Raw genomic sequence first — 21,480 nt, 5'->3', positions numbered from 1 at the left:
ACTTCGCTGGTGAGTTCTGGGTGATCTCCCAGCTCACCGGAAACCTCGTCAGGGTGCTTGGATAGGCTGACCAGCGCGACCGCCAGGCCGCCCCAGATGACGATGATGAACAGTGCCATCATGACAATTGCGATACCGGACATTTGGCTTAAACCTCCTGATTTTCCGGAGTGTGCTTGCGTGGCAGGCGTGAGGTCCGCTTGAAATCTGGCGTCACGCCGAAGTCCGAGCCCGGAGGGCCGTCGAGACGGTGTTGGCCGCGCCAAGGCAGGATGGCCATAATCAGGGCGCCGATGAGAATCACGCCGATGACGCCCCAACCAAAGATGTCGATTTGGGTGTCGGAGTAGCCTTCGTAGTTTTCCTGGAAAAGTCCGATGAGCTCCTGGAACAGGATGACGGCGAGAATGACCGGCGTGATGTTTCCGACGAAGATTTGCCACATGGTGCCGACCTTGAACGAGGACACGGCGTTGAGGTGCATGGCGAATTCGTTGGTGCGGCGCAGGATCCAGTCGATTGCGATGATGGTCAGCAGCGCAACCAGGACGATACCGACGTTATTGGTGAACTTATCGACGATGTCGAGGGTTACCAGACCTGAGGTGGTCGGGAAGGCCAGCAGCGAGATGACGGCCATGGAGCCACCGACGGTGAGAGTGGCCTGGACGCGGCCGAGGTTCAGCTTGTCCTTGACTGCGGAGACGACGACCTCGAGTAGCGACATCAGGGAGGTCACACCGGCGATTGCCAGGGAGAGGAAGAATAGCAGGCCGAAGACCGAACCGATGAAGTTTGGCATCTCAGAGATGACCGTCGGGAAGGCGATAAAGGCAAGGCCGATACCGGAGGTTGCGACCTCGTCGACAGCCTGGCCCGACTGCGTTGCCATGAAGCCCAGGGTGGCGAAGACACCGATACCGGCGAGAACTTCGAAGGAAGAGTTCGCGAACGCGGTGACCAGACCGGAGCCGGTGAGGTTAGTGCGTGGCTTCAGGTAGGAGGCGTAAGTCAGCATAATGCCGAAGGCCACGGACAGGGAGAAGAAAATCTGGCCGTAGGCGGCAATCCACACGCTGGAGTCAGAGAGTGCAGACCAGTCTGGAGTGAAGAATGCGTCCAAGCCCTGTGCAGCGCCATCCAGAGTCAGGGAGTAGATGACCACTGCGACGAAGAGAACGGTCAGCAGCGGGATGAAGATGATGGAGACCTTACCGATGCCCTTGTCCACGCCAGCGGCCAGAATGCCGATGACGAGAACCCAGACAATCAGCAGGACGATGGAGATTGATGGGACGAAGTCCAGCGAGAAGACACTTTCGGTGTCGGCTTGGAGGAAGTCCTTCATGAAGTGGGTCTCGGCATTTGGACCCCAGCTCTTGCGGATGGACTTCCAGGCGTAGATGAAGGACCACGCGATAATAACGGCGTAGTAGACGGTAATGAAGAAGGCGATACCGACCTGAATCCAGCCAATTGGTTCAGCCCAGGGCTTGATGCGACGCATCGACTTCGGTGCTGACCCGCGGAAGCGGTGGCCGATGGCGAAGTCGAGGAAGAGTAGTGGGATACCTGCGGTCAAAAGCGCGACCAGGTAGGGGATAAGGAAGGCGCCACCGCCGGAGTCGTATGCGACATAGGGGAAACGCCAGATGTTTCCGAGCCCGACTGCCGAGCCGATGGCGGCGAAAATGAAGGCTGCTCGGGTGGAAAACACCTCCCTTCGCTGAGGGGTAGCGGTCGAGTTGGTTGTGCTCATACCTCTGGAACTCCAATCCTTCATCTTCGGTCACGCGCCCCGCGTGGCCGAGGGGAAAATTGGTGAAGTGCATCACCATTACCTAATGGAATCTTAGTATATGAGATAGGTATCTCATTGTATGGTTTCAGTTTTGTAGGGGGTAATGGTTTTGGTGAGGACTGTGGCACAGGGGGGGGCAGCTCCAATCAAGCCTCGTAAATAATCACCAGCCATCCACTTTGAGGTATGCAAAACCCCGCCAGGAAAACCTGACGGGGTTTGTGTCGAATCAGCTAGGCCGACGTGCGCTATTTACTCTGCGCCGCCCTTGGCGATGCGACGGAAGATGATTTCCTTCATGATCTCGTTGGTGCCACCGTAAATGGTCTGGACCTTGGAGTCGAGGTAGTGAGTGGAAATCGGGTACTCGAGCATGAAGCCGTAGCCACCGAACATCTGCAGGCAGCGGGTAACGATGTCCTGCTGCTCCTCGGTAGTCCAGTACTTGGCCATGGAAGCGCCGGTCTCGTCCAGCTTGCCTGCGTTGTGAGCCATAACAGCCTGGTCAACGAAAGCCTGCAGGGCGGTGACGCGGGTAGCGATGTCGGCCAGGTAGTGGCCGTGGACCTGGTGCTGGATGATCGGGCGGCCGAATGCCTCGCGCTCCTGGGCGTACTTGTAAGCCAGAGTCCAAGCGCGGCGGGAAGTTGCGACAGAGCCGCAAGCCAGGGTCAGGCGCTCGTGTGCGAGGTTGGTGCGCAGGTAGCCGAAGGCAGCGCCCTCTTCGCCGAGCAGGTTCTCAGCCGGAACGCGGACGTTGTCGAAGTTGAGCTCAGCGGTGTCCTGAGCCTTCAGGCCGACCTTCTGTAGCGGGCCAGCCTTGGTGAAGCCCTCGAGGTCGGCGTCGACGATGAACATGGAGACACCAGCGCGGCCCTTGGATGGGTCGGTGATAGCTGCGACGAGAGCGAAGTCGGCCATCATGCCGTTGGAGATGAAGATCTTGGTGCCGTTGAGGACGTAGTGGTCGCCGTCCTTCTTGGCGAAGGTGCGCATACCTGCCAGGTCGGAACCTGCGCCCGGTTCGGTCATGGCGAGGCAGCCGATGGTGTCGCCGGCGTTCATGGAAGCCAGGTACTTCTGCTTCTGCTCTTCGTTGCCGAACTTAGCCAGGTACGGAGCGACCAGGTCGTTGAGAACGCCGAAGGAAACGACGATGGAGCCACAGTCAGCGTTGGAAAGCTCCTCGTTCAGGACCTGGTTGTAGCGGAAGTCCATCTCTCCGCCACCGCCGTATGCCTCCGGAGTGGACATACCAATCAGACCGAGCTCGCCGGCCTTCTTGAAGACCTCGCGGTCCGGCTGACCTTCCTTGTGCCAGCGCTCTACGTTCGGGGTGATTTCCTTCTCGACGAAGCCGCGAACCATGTCGCGGAACATGTTGTGCTCTTCTTCGAAGTGAGTACGGGGCAGAAAGTCCTTCATGACATGCTCCTAGAAATATTGTCGTGGAATTTTTGTCTTAAGGCCTTTTCGTACGTCGCAGATAAACGCTGCAGATAAACGCGATGGCCTCGGTTCATCGTCATAGTGACTATGACTGTTGTACCCCATTATGCATGAGTGTGATGAGAGACACTTGTTTTTTTAAAAGTTTTTTCCCGATTGGTGATGTGGAATCGCTTGACGACGGATATTACGCTCAGCCCTCCCGGAAAACTACCCCCGTTGCGGTTGGGGGTTGCTATTGAATTTTGGGCTATCAGCGACGGTCGGCAATGTTAGGTAATGCTAACCTACAAAGCCAGGTGAATGGCTATTTTTGTCATGTTTGCTAGTTGGGCCGCTGGGGCTTTGGGGTGCGGGGGTTGTGTGTGTGAGGTAGTCGCCATGGGGGTGATTAACGAAACATTTTCGTTTTCTTATTCCCATTAGTGCTGGTGGTCGTTAGTATGAGCATCAGGTGGAGACCGGTTCCCTTGATTATCCGAGTTTCTTCCACTGCAGTCATAGCAACCTCCAATTGCACTCGAAAAAATGACGCGACCCGTGCGCCGTCCCTGTGGAATGGACAGCGAGCAGGTCGCGTCATTTTTATTTTTTTATTGCTTCGATTAGGCGCTAGTCGGCAATCCCATCAATGTGCGCCAGCAGAGCAGAGTTGTAGTACTCCGGGGTTTCCTGGTTAAGCAGGTGCTTGGCCGGCGAAACGACGACCATGGTCGAGCCCGCGATGCCGTCGTGAAGCGAAGTGACGACGTCGAGTGACGTAGAGGTGTCTTGCTTGCCAGCGATGACCAGCGTCGGAGCGGTGATCTCGGCGAGGCGCTCGCGGGTGTCGAAGCGGGACAGTGCTCCGCAGGCGCCGATGTAGCCGTCATCGGGGCAATCTGCGATCATGTCGCGGAAGCGGGCGGGGAGCTCAGGGGTGGTGTCGAAGCACTCGTCGGTAAACCAGTTGCGGACGACAGTGTCTGCGAGCGCGACCGTGCCCTTGTCGCGCACGAGCTCGGCCTTTTCCTGCCAGGCCTCGGGTGTGCCGAATTTCGGTGCCGTCGACGACAGCGTCAGGCTGACCACACGATCGGCGTGTTCTAGTGCGACGGTCTGGGCGATAGCGCCGCCGAGAGATAGTCCCACAAAATGTGCGCGGTCAACATCCTCTTCGTCGAGGACCTCGATGATGTCGGCGGCCAAGTGGCTCATGTCCCACTCACCCTCGGGGATAGGGGATTCGCCATGGCCACGGACATCTGGCGTGATGACCTGGTACTTTTCGCTCAAAGCGGCTACCTGTGGCTCCCACATCCCCTGTGTGGTGCCCAGCGAGCCAATCAGGACAACCGTACCGTTGCCCTTGTGGTTGATTGCATGTGCGGTGTAGTCGATGGCCACGAGGATCCTCCTTGAAGACGTCGGCTGTGTCGGCTGTGTCTGCTATTTCTCGGCGTTGCGAGCAGCTTCGGCGGCAGCCCGACCAGGGCCGTCGTCCTTCTTGGACTCTGCCTCAGCGGCTTCCACGCGCTGCTTCGCCATGGACTCACGAGCGACCTCCAGCCACTCCGGCATCTGCTCGAGCAAATCCTTAATCTCCGCCGTTGTCAGCGGCTTGTCCATGTCATTCTTCTTCAACGCCGTGATAGTAATGCCCAGCTTGCGGGCAACTTCCGGGCGCGGGTGCGGTCCGTTGCGACGTAGCTCAGCGAGCCACTCCGGCGGATTGGACTGCAGTTCCGCAAACTGCGCGTGCGAAATCTCACCAGTGCGAAATTCCTCGGGTGTGGCCGGGAGGAAAATGCCAAGTTTCTTGGCTGCGGTTAGGGGTTTCATGGGTTCAACGCTAGCACCCATTCGAGTAACCTTGCGGAGTATGTCGACTCCTGAACCCGCCGTCCTGCGCATCGTGTTCGCCACCGGCACCAGTCCCGAGAAGTGGTTTCGCCGCTTTAGAGAGCGGATTCCGGCAACACTGCACACCCACGCCGCCGACGATCCGATGTCCGACCTGGTCGGCGGTGCCGCTGACATGGCGCTGGTTCGGTTAGAGTCTGAAAGCTCGCTGCCCGAGTCGCTCCATCGCATCCGGCTTTACGACGAAGCCTGGGGCGTGGCCTACGAAAAAGAACACGTATTCTCGCTCACAGAGTCCGTGCCGGAGGAGCTGTTGGCAGACGAAACTGTGCTGCTGACCTCCGTGGATGCGGACGAGCTGCGACAGATGCTGCCTGTCGCAGCCACTGGTGCAGGTGTCGTAGTGGGGCCTCGCACGATTTTGAAGGCGCTATCGAAGAAGGCGGTGGCCTCATCGAACTTGGTGGCCGAGGAAGGTGCCACAGATCCGCTGTCCCGCACAGCTATTTGGTTGGTGTGGCCGAAAGCAGATGACGACGAGCTCCGGCAGGAGTTCGTCGGCATTGTCCAGGGGCGTCGGGAGGGATCGACACGCACGCAGCTGGGGCGCAGGAAGGCTGACGAAGCTCCAAAGAAGTTGTCGGCCCGAGAAAAGACGCTTGCTAAGCAAGCCCGTCGGCAGCGCGCTGGGGCCGTCGTAAAGCATGCGCGCAGTGGCCGTGGCGGACGTCGAAGCGGTGGCGGAAGCGGGCGACCACGCAGGAGAAAGTAATCTTTTTACAATATTTTTGGCGTTTCGTTCGACGTGCGCGAAAAAATTAGCCACACTTGTAGTTATGGCTGAAAAGAAGCGCGATTTCACGATCCGAATGATGCGTGAAGAGGACTATCCACAGATCCAAGAAATCTATGAGATTGGCCTTGATACAGGACATGCATCGTGGGAACATTCGGCACCCGAATGGGACGAATTTATCGCTCTAAAGCGCGTTGACCTGTGTTATGTCGCAGTCGATGCGGAGAATCCAGACAAGATTTTGGCATGGGCATCAGCCGCGCCAGTGTCCAAGCGCCCGATTTTCAATGGCGTCATTGAAGACTCCATCTACGTCCACCCTGACGGGCAGGGCATGGGGCTGGCGGCGACGCTGCTGCAGAAGCTTATCGACGATGCCACGGAGCGCGGCTGCTGGTCGATTCACTCGTGGGTCTTTCCGGAGAATGTGGGATCGCTAAAGCTGCATCGAAAGCTTGGCTTCCGAGAAGTGGGGATTTACCACCACATGGCAAAGATGACCTACGGCCCAATGGCGGGGCAGTGGCGCGATGTCATTATTTTGGAAAAGCTCCTGGAAAAGCCAGAGGAGCGTGCGCTGAAGCGCGTCCAGGAAGAAGCAGAAGCCGCCGGTGAGCCGAACCGTCCGATTCTGGACAAGCTCGATCGCGCCGACGGCCAGGTGGGGGCATAGCTGCCGGGAGCTGTGGCTCCCGCGAATTAATTACTCGACGGTTTCCTTCAAAGGATCCTCGCGAACGAAGAACGCAATGATTGCCGCCAGAATAATCACTGGCGTTAGTACCAAGAAAATCGGCGTCAAACCATCGTTGTAGCTGGAGATCAGCGCTTCATGGATTGGCGCCGGCATGCTATCCAGTACATGCGGCGTTAGTGAACCAATCGACTTAGAGGAAAAGCCCTCCGGGCCCATCTGCTTTGCGAACTCCGCTGCAGCTTCCGGTGATGCGGCCTTGATTTGTTCGACAGCCGCCGGAACGCGTTCGCCTGCCAGGTCCTTCATCCGGTGGATGAAAATCGAACCCACAATGGAGGAACCGACCGCACCGCCAATCTGGCGGAAGAAGTTATTCGCAGCGGTAGCGGTACCGACCATGGCGACCGGGAAGGAGTTCTGCACGATGAGAACCAGAACCTGCATGCCGGTTCCCAGGCCGAAGCCCATGATGAACAGGTAAACACCAACCTGCCACAGTGGGGTGGTGGTCTCCAGCGTGGACAGCAAGTAGAGGGAGACAGCCATAATCATCAGGCCGACGAAGGGGTAGAAGCGGTATTTACCAGTCCGGGAAACAATCTGGCCCACGCCAATCGAGGTCAGAAGCATGCCGACCATCATCGGTGTCATCATCAAACCTGCAGCGGTCGGTGACATTGAGTGCACCATCTGCAGGTAGGTCGGAATATAGGCCATAGTGCCGAACATCGCGATACCCAGAATGAGGCCCGACACAGTCGTGAGCACGAAGTTCCGGTTATTAAACAAGTGCGTCGGAATCAGTGGGTTGGAAACGCGAGTCTCGGTGAGGAAGAACAGCACCCAGGAAACGACAGAGGCGCCGATAAGCGAGATGATGACCCCAGAGTTCCAGTCGTACTGTGTACCGCCCCACGTGGTGGTGAGAATTAGCGTCGAGGCAGCAGCGGTCAAGAACGTCGTACCGATGTAGTCGAAGTTTCCTTCGCGCTGGCGTCGGGGCAGCTTCAGGAAGGCCGCAGCTGCCGATAGTGCAACCACGCCCATCGGGACGTTGATCCACAGACCCCAGCGCCAGCCTGGGCCGTCGGTGAACCAGCCTCCCAGTACTGGTCCCAGCACGGAACTCAGGCCGAACACAGCACCCATGATGCCCATGTACTTACCGCGCTGGCGTGCGGGAATAACCTCGGCCAGGATGGCCTGTGAGGAAACCATCAATGTACCGCCAGCAAATCCCTGAAAAGCGCGGGCGGCGATGAGCAGGCTCATGGAGCTGGTGACTGCACCCATGACGGAACCGATTATGAACAGAGCGATGCCCATCATGAACAGGCCCTTGCGCCCAATCATGTCACCGAGCTTGCCGACAATCGGCATTGCCACAGTCTGTGCCAACAGGAATGCAGAAATAACCCACGACATGTGGTCAACTCCGCCGAGCTCGCCGACGATGGTCGGCAGGGCGGTGGCGAAAATCATCTGCCCCAGCGAGCTCATCAGCATAGTGAGAATGAGCGCGAAGAAGATGATTCCCAAGTGGGACTTGTTGCCAGAAACCGTGGTGTCGGTTTGGCCTTGAGCAGTGGTGTTGCTAGCTGTCACTATTCCTCCTCCAAAAATTTTTAACGACGTCGGCGGCGTCGTGAAGCGGTGTGTCTGTTGTGAATTCGTCCCGATGAGCCGATGAGTAGAGCACGCATTCGCGGACGAAACCGACTGACAGGGCTACCTCGTGCTCGACGGGCAGCTCGGGGTGCGTGCGCGACTGTGGATTCATCTCGAAATAGCGCTCAAATGCGGACCGGACGCGGCGCATTGAGCTGCCAAAATTGGAAATGACAACCGTCGAGAGCTTTGGCTCATTGCGCAAAATCTCGCGGATACGCTCCTTGAGCATGCGGTGAAATTCCTCGGTTGCCCCCAGCTCTTTATATCGGAGTAGCTGGGATCGCTGCTTTTGCTCAATGAAATCGAGCATGTCCGCGATGGGGTCTTGATGGGTTTGGGCGAGAAATGTCTCTTCATCGTCAGCATCGAATGACATGATGCCGTTGCCGAAGATGGATTGATCCTTGGAGTCGAAGTAATTGAAGAATGTGCGTCGACTGATATTGACCCGCTGGCAGATGTCTTCGATGTTGACGTGGTCGTATCCGCGATCCAACACAAGAGTGGTTGCGGCATCGGCCAAAGCGCAGTGTGTTTGAAACCTTTTGAGCTCCCGGAGACTGCATTCGGGACGTTCGCCCGGGTCCAATCTGGGAGAAGCTTTTTCATCAATCTGCACAAGGTGCAAAGTTACACCGAGTGCAATGTGGTGGCAAGTTGACTAATCAACATAAAGTTTGCCGCAGGGCGCATCCCCGGCGGTATGGCAGGGGTCGAATGGGGGACACGAAGTCACTCTCCGATCATTGCGAATGGAGAGTACCAAAACAAAGGACCCCGGAGTCTCTCAACGAAGTGAGACTCCGGGGTCTTATACGGAAGGTGCATTCACACCTTTGAGCTCAGAAAAGAACTAGTCACGATCAGTGTTGGCCATTGCCAGCACGTCGAGGCGCTTGTCCAGCTCTTCCTCGGTCAGCTTCTCGCCGTCGACGAAGCCCATGTCGATAACAGTCTGACGGATGGTCTTACCTTCCTTCAGAGCGGTCTTAGCGACCTTAGCTGCGTTCTCGTAGCCGATGGCGGAGTTCAGCGGGGTCACAATCGACGGGGAAGACTCAGCCAGAGTCTTCATGCGCTCAACGTTCGGCTCGATGCCGTCAACCAGCTTCTCGGCGAAGACGCGTGCGGTGTTCGCCAGCAGCTTAGCGGACTCCAGCACGTTACGTGCCATGACCGGGATGAAGACGTTCAGCTCGAATGCGCCGTTAGCGCCCGCGAACTCAACAGCGGTGTCGTTGCCCAGAACCTGCGCTGCGACCTGGGTAGCGGTCTCACACAGAACCGGGTTGACCTTGCCCGGCATGATGGAGGAACCCGGCTGCAGGTCCGGCAGGTGAATCTCAGCAAGACCGGTCAGCGGGCCGGAGCCCATCCAGCGGATGTCGTTTGCGATCTTGTTCAGGGAGACTGCGACGGTGCGCATAGCGCCGGAGAACTCAACCAGGCCGTCGCGGTTAGCCTGAGCCTCGAAGTGGTTCTGAGCCTCGCGCAGCTCCTTGATGCCGGTCAGCTCGACGAGCTCAGCGGTGACCTTGGCGCCGAAGTCCGCCGGGGTGTTCAGGCCAGTGCCAACAGCTGTACCACCAATTGGCAGCTCGCCCAGACGCGGCAGGGTGGCCTCGATGCGCTCAATGCCAGCCTCAATTTGGCGAGCGTAACCGGAGAACTCTTGACCCAGGGTCACCGGGACAGCATCCATCAGGTGGGTGCGGCCGGACTTAACAACGGTCTCCCACTCCTTGGCCTTCTTAGCCAGGGACTCCTGCAGAACCTTCAGGCCCGGGATGAGGTCCTTGACAGCTGCCTCGGTTGCTGCGACGTGAGTAGCAGTTGGGAAGGTGTCGTTGGAAGACTGGCCCATATTGACGTGGTCATTCGGGTGAACCTCAACGCCGTTGGCCTTTGCGATGGATGCAATGACTTCGTTGGTGTTCATGTTGGAGGAAGTGCCCGAACCGGTCTGGAAGACATCAATCGGGAACTCAGCATCGTGCTTGCCTTCAGCAATTTCCTTGGCAGCGGCGACGATGGCATCTGCCTGCTCAGCAGACAGCAGGCCGCGGTCCTTGTTGACGATGGCGCAAGCTGCCTTCAGCAGACCCATAGCGCGAATCTGTGCAGACTCCAGCGGACGGCCGGAAATCGGGAAGTTCTCAACTGCACGCTGAGTCTGTGCGCGCCACAGTGCGTTAACCGGAACCTTGACCTCGCCCATAGTGTCGTGCTCGATGCGGAACTGCTGCTCTGTCATTCGTTGCCTCTTTCAGTTAGGGGAACTTGAGTGCGTGCACAACGGCCGATTTCGCATGTCATTTTCATGCGATGCAGAGCCGCTAGCGCATTCGCCTTCAAGTATGAATCAGATTGATAAAAAAGTGGTGCCCTGAGGGCACCACTAAAGGGGTAGTTACCTACAGATCGATGTTCGGCATCTCACCGGAGCCGTAGTCGATGGTGGCGTACTTACGCAGCTTCTCCAGAGAGTGGAAAGCCTCGATGCGGCGAATGGTGCCGGACTTGGAGCGCATAACCAGCGAGCGGGTCCATGCACCGTTACCGCGGTAAGCGACGCCGCGCAGCATGTCGCCGTTGGTGACACCGGTGGCAACGAAGTAGCAGTTGTCGGATGCAACCAGGTCATCGGTGGTCAGAACACGAGAAAGATCGTGTCCAGCGTCGAGAGCCTTCTTAATTTCAGCCTCATCGCGCGGGTGCAGTTTGCCCTGGATCTCGCCGCCCATACACTTCATGGCGCATGCGGTGATGACACCTTCTGGGGTGCCGCCGACGCCCATCATGATATCGACGGAGTTCGTGTCCTGCGCTGCGGCAACAGCGCCGGCAACGTCACCGTCGCCGATGAGGCGAACCTTGGCGCCAGCCTCGCGGATGTCACGAATCATGTCAGCGTGGCGCGGGCGATCCAGCACGACAACGGTGACATCTTCCGGACGCAGACCCTTGGCCTTAGCGACGGCCTTAATGTTGTGCTCAACCGGAGCCTCGATGTCAATCTTGCCGGCAGCCTCCGGGCCAACAGCAATCTTGTCCATGTAGAACACAGCCGATGGGTCGTACATGGAACCGCGGTCTGCAGCGGCAAGAACAGCGATGGAGTTCGGGCGGCCCTCAGCCATCAGAGTCGTGCCGTCAATCGGGTCAACCGCGATGTCGACGGCCGGGCCTTGGCCGTTGCCGACCTTTTCGCCGTTGAACAGCATCGGGGCTTCGTCCTTTTCGCCCTCGCCAATAACAACGACACCGTTCATAGCCACGGTGTTGATGAGCTGACGCATGGCATCGACGGCAGCGCCGTCGCCCTTTTCCTTCTGACCACGACCGACCCACTGACCAGCTGCCAGTGCAGCGGACTCAGTAACTCGGACGAGCTCCATCGCAAGGTTGCGATCTGGTGCTTCAGGATTCGAGGCGTTCATTGACTTCTGGCCCTTCCGTCGTTTTCTAGGAACTCTTTTGAGGTTTGAGAATGTGCTGGGAGACGCCACGCCGGGAAACCGGGGCTTAGCGCTGCAACAATTTCTATTAATCGATGTTTGGCGCGACCTTTTGAGCGCCATTGCATCTGTTACTAGTGTTCCACCTTTTTGGTGTTCGGGGGTGGACGCAGCGCCAAAGTGGGGGGAGCTTCAGGGCTAAACCCCCACATCACGCGGGTATCAAAAGTTTGTTCCGGCGTCAGTTCGCTTGACGACGTCGACAGCGCTCGTCATCAAGTATTGCTAGCCGCAGCTGTGCGGATGCGACTGATGACTAGGTTCGCTGCGGGGCCTTTGGCATACTTGAGCGCGTGGCGAATGAGAAACCTAGGATTTTGCAGGACAGTCGAGACATGATTCTCACCCTCGTGGTGATGTTTCTTGCGGTGGCTGTCACCATCGGCTTTACCGGCCTGTGCAGTTTTAACCCCGGGAAGCCGGAAAACGGTCCGGTGCGCGAGGTCGATGCCGCCCCATTCGTGAACATGGAGGCTCGGCGCGTGGACTATCCAGTTCGCCTGCCGAAGGTGCCTGAGGGCTGGACTTCAAACTCGACCCGCGCGGGTATGGCGGCGGGGAAGCAGACGACCATTATTGGCTATGTCACCGCTAGCGGAGCATTCGCCCAGGTCACGCAAACAGATGCGGAAGCAGGTCAGCTGCCGGATGACGGTAAGAATCGTCTCCGCGACGGTACCACTGACGTGGAAGGTACAACCTGGACTAAGTATGTGCCGGCTGAGGACAACGTGCGTCGCGTATGGGTTGGGAACCTCGGTGACTCCCGCGCAATTATCGAGGGCACTGCCAACGACGAGGAGTTCACACAGTTGGCGGCGGCTTTGCAGAAGGCCGAGCCAATCGATCCGGACGCGACAATGCCGGATCCGTCACAGCCGCAGCAGACTGCGTCCGAGACGCCGTCGGCACCAGCAAAGTAAGCTGAGTTGAGAGGTCGCCTGGGTCGATAATTCCAACTAGCGCGATAAAATAGCTGAACTCAACTATCGGCCACGAGATGAGAAACGACGTGCACTGACGATCGTTTCTCGTCTCTTTTTATTCCTCACCGCCCGCATTCTCGGCCGAAGCCGCGGCATCCTGATTCTTGCTGGCCAAGGCGGCTTCAACTTTTGCCCGTGCGCCAGCTAAATGTTCCTCGCAGCGGCGGGCCAGCGCCTCGCCTCGCTCCCACAGCGCCAGGGATTCATCCAGGCTCATCTGTCCGAGTTCTAGGAGCTTGACGGTCTCAACCAGCGCATCTCGCGCCTGCTCGTAGCTCAGGTTCTCCACCGGTACCTGTTCCTCCGAAGAGGGAGCCTGACCCGCGCCGAAAACACTGTCATTCATTAGCGAATACGTCCTTCACATCTAGTAATTAAAGCTTCAAGGTTGGAAAAGTCAGTGCTTATTAATTCGCCGGCTTCGTAGCGAGCGTTGCTGCAGAGATGGAGCCGTCACTGACGCGAATTCGCAGTTGGGAACCCATCGGAGCATCTGCAATAGAGGTCACAATCTGTGGTTCTGGCTGAGTAGCCGATTGTGCCTGCACGATGGCATAGCCGCGAGCGAGTGTGGCAGAGGGGCCAAGTGCTGAAACCTTGCCGCGCAATCCCGATACCACTGCTTCCTCGCGTTCCAGACTGCGGTGGATGAGAAAACGCAGCCGATCGACCTGCGCTGTGACAAACTCTTCACGCACGCGGATGGGAGTGAGCGGATCGCGCAGTACCGGCCGCGACGTCAAATCCCGCAGAGTAGCTACTTCACGGTCAACCCATCGCCGCAGGGATGCCGAGGTGCGTTCACGCAGCTGTGCAATTAGGCGGCGTTCCTCAGCAGCATCGGGCACTGTTTTCTTTGCTGCATCCGTCGGTGTGGCAGCACGTAAGTCAGCGACATAATCCAACAGTGGAGTATCCGGCTCGTGTCCGATCGCAGAAACCACCGGTGTTGTCGCCTTACTCACCGCACGAATCAGCGCCTCATCTGAAAAAGGCAGCAAATCTTCGACACTGCCACCGCCACGGGCGACGATGATGACGTCGACCTCCGGGTCGGCGTCGAGCTGTGCCAGAGCCTCAATAATCTCCGGAACAGCCTTGGCTCCCTGCACAATTGTGTTGATTACCCGGAAATCCACCTCAGGCCAGCGGGCACCCGCAACCGAAAGCACATCGCGTTCAGCTGCCGAACCGCGACCGGTAATCAACCCGATCTTGTTGGGGAGGTAGGGCAGAGGGCGTTTCAGCCGTGGATCAAAAAGGCCTTCCGCCGCTAGCGCTTGGCGCAGCTGTTCCAGCCGTGCCAATAGTTGCCCCAAACCTACGGGCCTCCACTCCGTAGCCCACAGGGAAAACTGCCCCCGCCCGGCATAAAACGCAGGCTTGCCCAAAACCACTACGCGGTCGCCGTTGCGCAACGGATTATTACGCAGTGCCGCAGTAGAACAAGTCACCGACACCGAAAACTCCGCGGAGGTGTCACGCAGAGTGATGTAGGAGAGCTTCCAACTCGGCTTGGAGTTGACCTGGGCGATTTCCCCCTCGACCCAAATCTGTCCAAGGCGCTCAATATAGTCCTTGACTAACTGGTTCAGGCGCCGAACCTGAACCGGTTTCTCGGCCGACGTTTCCAATTTCGACATACATCAACACTTACACGATGGGGCGGATCGCCCTGCTAATAAACGCAGGTTGCCCACAGGCTAAATTTGCCTGTGGGCAACTGTGACGGTAAAAGTGCAAGCCCGAGTTACTTGCGGTAACGAGACCTGCTATCGCGGCCGGTTATCCGCTCCTGGCGAGGGCGCTGCTGTCGCGGTGGCCACTCCTCGGTGCGGCGGTGGTTGCCCACTTGGCGTGCGGGGCTCTGTTGAGACTTTTCGGACGGAGACTCCGGCGAGGACTGTTCTCCCCACATCCGTGCCGTTCCTTCAGTTTGACGACGGGGAAACTCTGGCGTTGGCCGCTGCGGTGCGTTTGGCCTTTCAATCGGACGACGAGGCTGCTGTCTAGTCGAGTTCGGCGAAGTGGAATCCTGAGTGAACTGCGCCTGCCCCGGATGCGAGCGAGACTGCCAACGGGAGGTTGGCTGCTGAGCCCGCTGTGCGAAATTCGAGCGCTGCTGGGCACGCTCCCCAGAACGGTCAACTGGTCGCTTACGCAGTTGCTCGGCGTTGCGCGATGCCGAGTTGGCGTTCGCTGCAGGTCGGGCACCAGAACGAGAAGTCTCCTGCCGAGAGCGTGCAGCTTGCTGGCGCGCCTGGCGGCGAGCTTCGGCATCTCGGATAATGTCCGCAGCGGGACGTCGTGAAGCAGGACGTTCCTGGGTGCGAGAGGCGACCCGGCGATCAGATTCGGCGAGACGACGGCGAACCTGAGAGCTGGATTCGACAGCGGCTTCGTCACGGTGCTGGCGTTGTTTAGCGACCTTGCGCTGGGTGTTGAGGGATTTCTCCTGGGTGCGGGTGATTTCGAGGTAACGCCACACTGCGATGATGACACAGATAATCATCAAGACCAGCAGCCACGGGAACTGCTGGATGATGGGATATGCCGAGGTCACCAGGCGAGCGCGTTTAGAGGTTGTCGCGGTCGCGCCACCATTTTCAGGATCGGCGAGAGAACCGGTAAACCACGCTGTGAAAAAGGTGACAAGCGCGAACAAAATGGGGATTTGAGCGACGGTAACTACCAGACCGCGAGGAACCACCAACAGTGTTCCGGCCACAGCAGCCACGGCAAAAGCAATGAAGTAGGGCTTGCCAATCGAACCGTTGGGAACAGAAAAGAGCAAACCAATAACGCCAGCTAGAAGCATCAGCAACGGCGGCACAAACATTGGCACGCGTGGAAGCAGGGGTTTGTTTCCACTGCCTTTACGGGTTATTGCTGATCTGTTCGACACGAATGCGTATCCTACCGGTTATTAGTGATAATACGGGCAAGCCCGGTATGTGGGCTCGCCCGTGTCTTAAAATTTCGCCTTACTTCTTTTTCTTAGAGAAAGACCCGGAGACCACTTCAGAGACTTTATGGAAGGCCTTGGTCATCGTTCCCTCTTCCTGCTTGGTCGGACCAGCATCGGGGGAAACCTTACCGGCGGTGCGAGCATCTGCCTTCACGGCGCTCTCTGCAGAGCTGTCGGAGTCGTCACTGCCCAGGCGGAACGAAGCCAGTCGGTCGCGCATCGCACGGCCGGCAGCTTCAATCTGAATGCCGGAGATCGATCCGGCATCCGTGGCGAACTCGATATCCTTTGCGGTCTTGTCACCCGTACGCAAATCTGTGAGGTCGCCGAGGTAGCGGAACCAGACCGCGACGACTGCAGTGACTGGCACCGCCAGGAAGGCGCCGATGATGCCGAAGATACCGCCACCGAGCAGAACCACCAGCAGGACGATTGCGGCGTGCAGGTCCATAGCCTTGGACTGCAGAATCGGGGAGAGGATATTGCCCTCAATCTGCTGGACGGCAATGATGATGAGCAAGACAAAGATTGCTGTGGTCAGGCCGTTGGCAACAAGTGCGACTACCACTGCAATGAAGCCAGCGGTGAAAGCACCGACAATAGGAATGAAGCCAGCGAAGAAAGTCACCACGGCCAGAACCATTGCCAGCGGCACATTCAAAATCGCAAGACCAGCACCGATGAAGACCGCGTCGATAAGCGAAACGATAGCCTGCGTGCGGATGTAGCCCGACAGCGTGTTCCAGGAGCGGGTGAGTACCTCCGTGAGATGCCAGCCGAGGCGACGTCCGGTCAGGCGGCGGAGCCATGGCAGGAAGTCCTGGCCGTCCTTGATGAAGAAGAACGTCAGAACCAGCATTGCCATCAAGGTTACGGCGACCGAGGAGACCACCGATATGCCTTGGAAGACTGTGTTGGCGATATCGCCGGAGCGCTCCTGAAGCCATGTGGACCCCTGGTCCAGAGCATCGAGAATCTGCTCATCCTTGACGTTAAATGGTGGGGCCTGAATGATGTTCTGGACTTCTTGGATGCCGTCGGTGAACTGGCGACGCAATTCTGGGAACTGCGACTGCACAGTCGGTGCGAGGACCGCGACAACGCCGCCAAGCACCGCCAGCGCGCCTAGGATGACCGTCAGTGCGGAGAGCGCGCGGGGCCAGCGGTGCTTCATCAGGAACACTGCGGGCGGAGCCAGCACCGTGGAGACAATCAGGGCCAACAGAATCGGCAGAACGCCAGCCCAAATCTTTCCCAGAATCATAGCGCTGACGTACAGCGCCGCTGCGGTGATGAGGAAACGCAGGCACCAACCTGCGAACCACCGGGCGCCCTCGCCAATGACATCGGCGCGGTCGATGGACTCGGAGTCATTTTCGCTCATAAGCTCATCGAGATTCTCAGCATCTTCCGGCAAATCCGGTTGCGTTACCGCTGACTTATGGGCGTCGGAGGGGATAGACAGAGACTGTTCTACACGCAGAGGCTCTGATCCCATTACGTGATCGATAGCGTCTTTTTCGGACTGCGCAGTCCACTCTTCGCCTTCATTGGGTTTATTGCTCACATATTCATTATGGGGGTTCGCAGGGGATAGGGGGCAACTTCACGAAGTTAGGGCGAGTTCAAATCTGTCTCCCCAAGCCCGTAAGATGGGCAATGTGAGTCTTACACTTGGAATCGTCGGTCTGCCCAATGTCGGAAAGTCAACCCTGTTTAACGCCTTGACGCGCAACGATGTGCTGGCTGCGAATTATCCGTTCGCCACCATCGAGCCGAACGTCGGCGTTGTGGAGCTTCCCGATCCACGTTTGAATAAGCTCGCCGAAATTTACGGCTCCGAGCGTATTCTTCCGGCTACGGTGTCGTTTGTGGACATCGCCGGCATCGTCAAGGGTGCATCGGAGGGCGAAGGTCTTGGTAACAAGTTCCTCGCCAACATCCGCGAGGCTGACGCTATCTGTCAGGTCGTCCGTGTCTTCAACGATGATGATGTCGTGCATGTCGACGGCAAGGTCGACCCGGCCTCTGACATCGGTGTGATTGAAACCGAGCTGATTCTGGCTGATATCCAGACTATTGAGAAGGCGCTGCCGGGTCTGGAGAAGGAAGCCAAGAAGGATAAGGAAAAGGTCGGCGAGGTTGAAGCCGTCAAGCAGGCTCTTGCCGTGCTGGAAGAGGGGCGCACTCTCTTCGCTGCTTCTGATGATGTGAAGCTCTCCGCTCTGCGCGAGCTGCACTTGCTTACCGCAAAGCCGTTCCTCTACGTCTTCAATGCTGACGAGGAAGTGCTTGCCGACGAGGACCGCCGCGCGGATTTGGCCGCTGCTGTGGAACTGGCGGACTGTGTATTCCTCGATGCGAAGGCCGAGTCAGACCTGCTGGAGCTGGATGAGGAATCCCGCAATGAGCTGCTGGCCGAAATTGGTCAGACTGAGCCGGGTCTGCATTCGCTTGCTCGCGCTGGTTTCCGCACCCTGGGGCTGCAGACTTACCTGACCGCTGGCCCGAAGGAGTCTCGCGCCTGGACCATTCCGAAGGGTGCTACGGCTCCGCAGGCTGCCGGCGTGATTCACACTGATTTTGAGCGCGGTTTCATTAAGGCTGAAATTGTGTCCTTCAACGACTTGGTCGAGGCCGGTTCGATTGCCGAGGCGAAGGCCAAGGGCAAGGTTCGCCAGGAGGGCAAGGACTACATCATGCAAGACGGTGATGTGGTCGAGTTCAAATTTAACGTGTAGTGCTTAACCTCTGCGATGAACTCTTTGATCCCGGGACGTGATGAGGACTGGGGCTATTGTGCTCCCCCGAACGCTACGGCCCGGGGCACGAGGCTGTGTCGCAGGTGCAAGCGAGAGGACCAGGAGCGAAACACAGACCGCTGAGTCGACGCAGTCACGGTAAAGACGGAGCCGTCTAGGCGGTGCTCGAGGTTGCGCGAGATACGGTGACGCTGGGCGTCGGTAAGCGATGCGCATTCGGCGACATCGATGGAAAGCTGGACTTTGCCGTCCGTCGTGTTGACGCCCTGGCCGCCCGGAGTCGACGATTTCGCGAAACGCTCCGCGAGATCGGCGGCGATGACCGCACCGTCGGGGATCCCCGGGCCGGGCGGTATGGTCATGTCGTTCATGCCGCCCAGCCTAGGTGCCCACAACCCTTTCTCGTCTCGGCGGAAGCGGAGACCGCGTCGCGACGGCCGGGATCCAGCCTCAGTATTATCCTCGTCACCGGTTGATTCGAACGCTTTTTGCTCCTCCTTCTCCCGTCGGGCTTCGATTTCAGCGGCCTCCGCAGGTGGCAGTGATCACTGGATCCGCTCGAACTACCGGTTCCGATCAGCGGTCGAAGGATTTTCGCAGCAGCCGGACCTGCAGCGCCGGTGCCGCCGCCGTAGCCTGACGAGCATCCCCGCCATGACGGCCATCACGACGGCGGTCCCGGCACCGATGATCCAGGGATTACCGAGGAGCCCACCGACGCCTGCGAGTGCTCCGCCCGCCGCGATGAACGGCAGGCCGCAGCAGAGCAGCGACGGAAGCGCGCAGCATGCCAGTAGGAGCAGCCCGGTCACTGCAGCGACGACGGGACCGGCGCGCCATTCGTCGCGGTCCTGATCGGCGCTCATCGTCTGCTTCTGGATGAGATCTCCCCGATTGCCTGCGTTGCCGTTCATGCGCAGCACGACAGCAGCGACGGGTCGGTGGTGAAGGCCTTCGCGGCGATCCGGATGCCCTCGGCCATGGTCAGGTAGGGGGCCCAGGCGTTGGCGACCTCGGCGACGGTCCTGCCGAGCACGTGGACGCCTGCGGCGGCGAGCTCCCCGGCGTCCTTGGCGACGGCGGTGAGGCCGAGGATCTCGCTCGTATCGGCGTTCACGATGATCTTGATGAACCCGCGGGTGTCGCGGTTCACCAAGGCGCGGGGCACGTGGTGCAGGGGCAGGACGCGGCAGTCGCAGCGGATCCCCGCGGCGAGGACGTCCTTCTCGGTCATCCCGACCGCGCCGATCGCGGGCCCGGTGAACGTCACCCGCGGCAGGCGGGCGTAGTCGACGGACCGGTCGGCGTCGGCGAACGCGTTCTCGGCGACGAGGGTGCCGTGGTGGGCCGCGACGTAGACGAACTCCGGGTGCCCGGTCACGTCGCCCGCGGCCCAGATCCGCGGGTTCGACGACTGCAGATGGTCGGAGACGACCACCTCGCCGGAGCCCCCGGTCTTCACCCCGACCGCATCGAGGTTCAAGCCGTCGGTGACGGGACGGCGTCCGAGGGCGACGAGCACCTGGTCGGCGCGGAACTCCTGCGAGCCGCCGGACAAGGCGGCGGTCACGACGGCCTCGCCTCCCGTGCCGCGGGAGACCCGGGTGGGCACTGCGCGGCTGACGACGCGGATGCCCTCGTCGGCGAACACCTCCTGGAGCGCCTTCGACACCTCCGGCTCCTCCTTCGACGCGAGCCGGGACCGCACGAGCAGCGTGACCTGCGAGCCGAGGCGGGCGAACAGCTGCGCCTGCTCCAGGGCGACGTAGCCGCCGCCGAGCACCAGCAGCGACTCGGGGACCTCCGTCAGCTCCATCGCCGTGGTCGAGGTCAGGTATCCGGTCTCCTCCAGGCCGTCGATCGGCGGTGCCCACGGGCGAGAACCAGTCGCGACCAGGTAGTGGTGGGCCTCGATGGTCTCGACGCTTCCGTCGGATCCGGCAACATCGAGAACCGGCGCATCAGGGGTGCCCACGAACGAGGCGTCGCCGCGTCGGACCTGCCAGCCGTAGGAGTCGGCGACGTCGGCGTACTTCTCGCCGCGCAGCGACTCCACCAACGCTTGCTTCCCAGCGATCAGCGCGGGCATGTCTACGGGATCCGCCGTCGTCGCGATCCCGGGGAACCGGGTTGCGGCGTCGACCGCGACGTGCCGCGCGCCGGCCGCGGCAATGAGCGCCTTCGACGGGACGCAGCCCGTGTTCACGCAGGTGCCGCCGAGCGTCCCGCGCTCGATCATCACCACCGACTTCCCGAGCGTGCTGGCGCGGATCGCAGCGGCGAACGCGCCGCCTCCCGATCCGATGATGGCGAGATCGTACTTCGTAGGCATCGCTGCTCCTGTCAACTCTTGGCTTTCTGCTCTGTCTCAGCCATACTGGACCTTCCAGTGCAGGGGAAGGTCAAGCGCGGCCACGGAGGGAGACAGTAATGTGGATCGGAGAACTCGCCGAGAGGGCGGGCACTACCGCGAAGACCCTTCGCTTCTACGAGGAACAGGGCCTTCTGCCCCCGACCGAGCGCACGCCGTCCGGATACCGCGACTACGCGCCCGAGACGGTCGCTCGGATTGACTTCATCCACCGCGGCCAGGCCGCGGGCCTCACCCTCGCCCAGATCCGCCAGATCCTCGACATCCGCGACGGCGGCCATGCGCCCTGCGAGCACGTGCGCGACCTGCTTGACGTGCGCCTCGCTGAGATCGAGCAGCAGATCGCGCAGCTCTCCGTGCTGCGCGACACTATCGCGGACCTTAGCCAGGACGCCGCGCACCCGGATCCTGAAACGTGCAGCACCGATCAAGTGTGTAGGTACTTGTAGACGGCGGGACTCAATGACTCAAACGCTACAACCCCGATATGCGCTAGCGCAGGTCGATGCCGCCGGTGCCCACCTCGATGATTTTGGTGGTGGCCGCGATAGCACACAGCAGCGGCATCGGGGCGGAGGCCTGCAGCGCGAAGTGGTGGACTCGGAAGGACGCGTTGTTC

Annotated in this window: 21 protein-coding genes and 1 pseudogene; 5 read left to right on the top strand and 17 right to left on the bottom strand. The window is 59.4% G+C overall.

The features are described 5' to 3' along the window. The 5 genes from metS to HMPREF3011_RS03065 all read right to left on the bottom strand — a co-directional run. Window positions 1-143 (bottom strand): methionine/alanine import NSS transporter subunit MetS (metS, locus tag HMPREF3011_RS03085; RefSeq protein WP_070841180.1); only part of this gene is annotated, 143 nt, incomplete at its 3' end. A 5-nt stretch (window positions 144-148) separates the two neighbouring features. Next, window positions 149-1,759, bottom strand: coding sequence for a sodium-dependent transporter (locus HMPREF3011_RS03080; protein WP_070628830.1), 1,611 nt, complete (start codon window positions 1,757-1,759; stop codon window positions 149-151). A gap of 294 nt (window positions 1,760-2,053) precedes the next feature. Then, on the bottom strand, window positions 2,054-3,226 hold the full coding sequence (locus HMPREF3011_RS03075) for an acyl-CoA dehydrogenase family protein (protein ID WP_038626156.1): 1,173 nt from the start codon (window positions 3,224-3,226) through the stop codon (window positions 2,054-2,056). A gap of 636 nt (window positions 3,227-3,862) precedes the next feature. Beyond that, complete coding sequence (locus tag HMPREF3011_RS03070) at window positions 3,863-4,636, bottom strand: alpha/beta fold hydrolase (RefSeq protein WP_038626154.1); 774 nt, start codon at window positions 4,634-4,636, stop codon at window positions 3,863-3,865. A gap of 42 nt (window positions 4,637-4,678) precedes the next feature. Next, a complete protein-coding gene (locus HMPREF3011_RS03065) occupies window positions 4,679-5,071 on the bottom strand; it encodes a DUF5997 family protein (protein WP_052155618.1) in 393 nt (130 codons plus the stop codon). Between the two features lie 40 nt (window positions 5,072-5,111). On the opposite strand from HMPREF3011_RS03065, the gene HMPREF3011_RS03060 reads away from it, so the two are divergent. Beyond that, complete coding sequence (locus HMPREF3011_RS03060; protein ID WP_070841127.1) at window positions 5,112-5,864, top strand: type 2 periplasmic-binding domain-containing protein; 753 nt, start codon at window positions 5,112-5,114, stop codon at window positions 5,862-5,864. Window positions 5,865-5,928: 64 nt separating this feature from the next. Beyond that, window positions 5,929-6,561 carry a GNAT family N-acetyltransferase gene (locus HMPREF3011_RS03055; RefSeq protein WP_038626150.1) on the top strand — a complete coding sequence of 211 codons (633 nt, stop codon included), beginning with the start codon at window positions 5,929-5,931 and terminating at the stop codon, window positions 6,559-6,561. Between the two features lie 30 nt (window positions 6,562-6,591). On the opposite strand, the gene HMPREF3011_RS03050 is transcribed toward HMPREF3011_RS03055, so the two are convergent. The 4 genes from HMPREF3011_RS03050 to glpX form a co-directional block, all read right to left on the bottom strand. Next, window positions 6,592-8,190, bottom strand: a complete 1,599-nt coding sequence (locus tag HMPREF3011_RS03050) for an MDR family MFS transporter (RefSeq protein WP_070628831.1) — start codon at window positions 8,188-8,190, stop codon at window positions 6,592-6,594. Then, window positions 8,180-8,875 carry a TetR/AcrR family transcriptional regulator gene (locus HMPREF3011_RS03045; RefSeq protein ID WP_246821391.1) on the bottom strand — a complete coding sequence of 232 codons (696 nt, stop codon included), beginning with the start codon at window positions 8,873-8,875 and terminating at the stop codon, window positions 8,180-8,182. Before HMPREF3011_RS03045 ends, HMPREF3011_RS03050 begins: the two co-directional genes overlap by 11 nt. 234 nt (window positions 8,876-9,109) lie before the next feature. Then, window positions 9,110-10,510 (bottom strand): class II fumarate hydratase, encoded by a 1,401-nt coding sequence (locus HMPREF3011_RS03040; RefSeq protein ID WP_048733835.1) that lies wholly within the window; start codon window positions 10,508-10,510, stop codon window positions 9,110-9,112. Between the two features lie 160 nt (window positions 10,511-10,670). Next, on the bottom strand, window positions 10,671-11,696 hold the full coding sequence (gene glpX / locus HMPREF3011_RS03035; RefSeq protein ID WP_048733837.1) for a class II fructose-bisphosphatase: 1,026 nt from the start codon (window positions 11,694-11,696) through the stop codon (window positions 10,671-10,673). A 371-nt stretch (window positions 11,697-12,067) separates the two neighbouring features. Here glpX and HMPREF3011_RS03030 point away from each other — a divergent pair, with 371 nt between their 5' ends. Next, complete coding sequence (locus HMPREF3011_RS03030) at window positions 12,068-12,697, top strand: DUF4245 domain-containing protein (RefSeq protein ID WP_083309521.1); 630 nt, start codon at window positions 12,068-12,070, stop codon at window positions 12,695-12,697. Window positions 12,698-12,815: 118 nt separating this feature from the next. Here HMPREF3011_RS03030 and HMPREF3011_RS03025 read toward each other — a convergent pair whose 3' ends face one another. The 4 genes from HMPREF3011_RS03025 to HMPREF3011_RS03010 form a co-directional block, all read right to left on the bottom strand. Next, window positions 12,816-13,106 carry an exodeoxyribonuclease VII small subunit gene (locus tag HMPREF3011_RS03025; protein ID WP_070841126.1) on the bottom strand — a complete coding sequence of 97 codons (291 nt, stop codon included), beginning with the start codon at window positions 13,104-13,106 and terminating at the stop codon, window positions 12,816-12,818. Window positions 13,107-13,167: 61 nt separating this feature from the next. Next, the gene (gene xseA, locus HMPREF3011_RS03020) at window positions 13,168-14,403 is read right to left on the bottom strand and encodes an exodeoxyribonuclease VII large subunit (protein WP_049181635.1); all 1,236 of its coding nucleotides are present in this window, start codon (window positions 14,401-14,403) and stop codon (window positions 13,168-13,170) included. Between the two features lie 107 nt (window positions 14,404-14,510). Continuing rightward, the gene (locus HMPREF3011_RS03015; RefSeq protein WP_049181634.1) at window positions 14,511-15,665 is read right to left on the bottom strand and encodes a DUF6542 domain-containing protein; all 1,155 of its coding nucleotides are present in this window, start codon (window positions 15,663-15,665) and stop codon (window positions 14,511-14,513) included. 79 nt (window positions 15,666-15,744) lie between these two features. Continuing rightward, on the bottom strand, window positions 15,745-17,295 hold the full coding sequence (locus HMPREF3011_RS03010; RefSeq protein WP_038626131.1) for an AI-2E family transporter: 1,551 nt from the start codon (window positions 17,293-17,295) through the stop codon (window positions 15,745-15,747). 94 nt (window positions 17,296-17,389) lie between these two features. Here HMPREF3011_RS03010 and ychF point away from each other — a divergent pair, with 94 nt between their 5' ends. Beyond that, window positions 17,390-18,469 carry a redox-regulated ATPase YchF gene (ychF, locus tag HMPREF3011_RS03005; RefSeq protein WP_070841179.1) on the top strand — a complete coding sequence of 360 codons (1,080 nt, stop codon included), beginning with the start codon at window positions 17,390-17,392 and terminating at the stop codon, window positions 18,467-18,469. 53 nt (window positions 18,470-18,522) lie between these two features. Here the strand turns inward: ychF and HMPREF3011_RS03000 are convergent, their stop codons facing one another. From HMPREF3011_RS03000 to merA, 3 genes are all read right to left on the bottom strand, one after another. Beyond that, complete coding sequence (locus tag HMPREF3011_RS03000) at window positions 18,523-18,852, bottom strand: peptide chain release factor 1 (RefSeq protein WP_236658590.1); 330 nt, start codon at window positions 18,850-18,852, stop codon at window positions 18,523-18,525. Between the two features lie 201 nt (window positions 18,853-19,053). Beyond that, window positions 19,054-19,404: a hypothetical protein gene (locus HMPREF3011_RS02995; RefSeq protein WP_038629112.1), complete on the bottom strand. Its 351-nt coding sequence runs from the start codon at window positions 19,402-19,404 to the stop codon at window positions 19,054-19,056. Next, complete coding sequence (gene merA, locus HMPREF3011_RS02990; RefSeq protein ID WP_070841125.1) at window positions 19,401-20,822, bottom strand: mercury(II) reductase; 1,422 nt, start codon at window positions 20,820-20,822, stop codon at window positions 19,401-19,403. Before merA ends, HMPREF3011_RS02995 begins: the two co-directional genes overlap by 4 nt. A gap of 98 nt (window positions 20,823-20,920) precedes the next feature. On the opposite strand from merA, the gene HMPREF3011_RS02985 reads away from it, so the two are divergent. Continuing rightward, window positions 20,921-21,310 carry a heavy metal-responsive transcriptional regulator gene (locus HMPREF3011_RS02985; protein ID WP_005290994.1) on the top strand — a complete coding sequence of 130 codons (390 nt, stop codon included), beginning with the start codon at window positions 20,921-20,923 and terminating at the stop codon, window positions 21,308-21,310. A gap of 46 nt (window positions 21,311-21,356) precedes the next feature. Here the strand turns inward: HMPREF3011_RS02985 and HMPREF3011_RS11330 are convergent. Next, a pseudogene (locus HMPREF3011_RS11330) lies at window positions 21,357-21,480 on the bottom strand (monooxygenase); the annotation flags it as partial.

It is taken from the genome of Corynebacterium sp. HMSC074C04 (assembly GCF_001838295.1).
Classification (GTDB): Bacteria; Actinomycetota; Actinomycetes; order Mycobacteriales; family Mycobacteriaceae; genus Corynebacterium; species Corynebacterium amycolatum.
The sequence above is the reverse complement of the archived record's forward strand: the minus strand, read 5'-3'. Positions and strand labels throughout refer to the sequence as shown.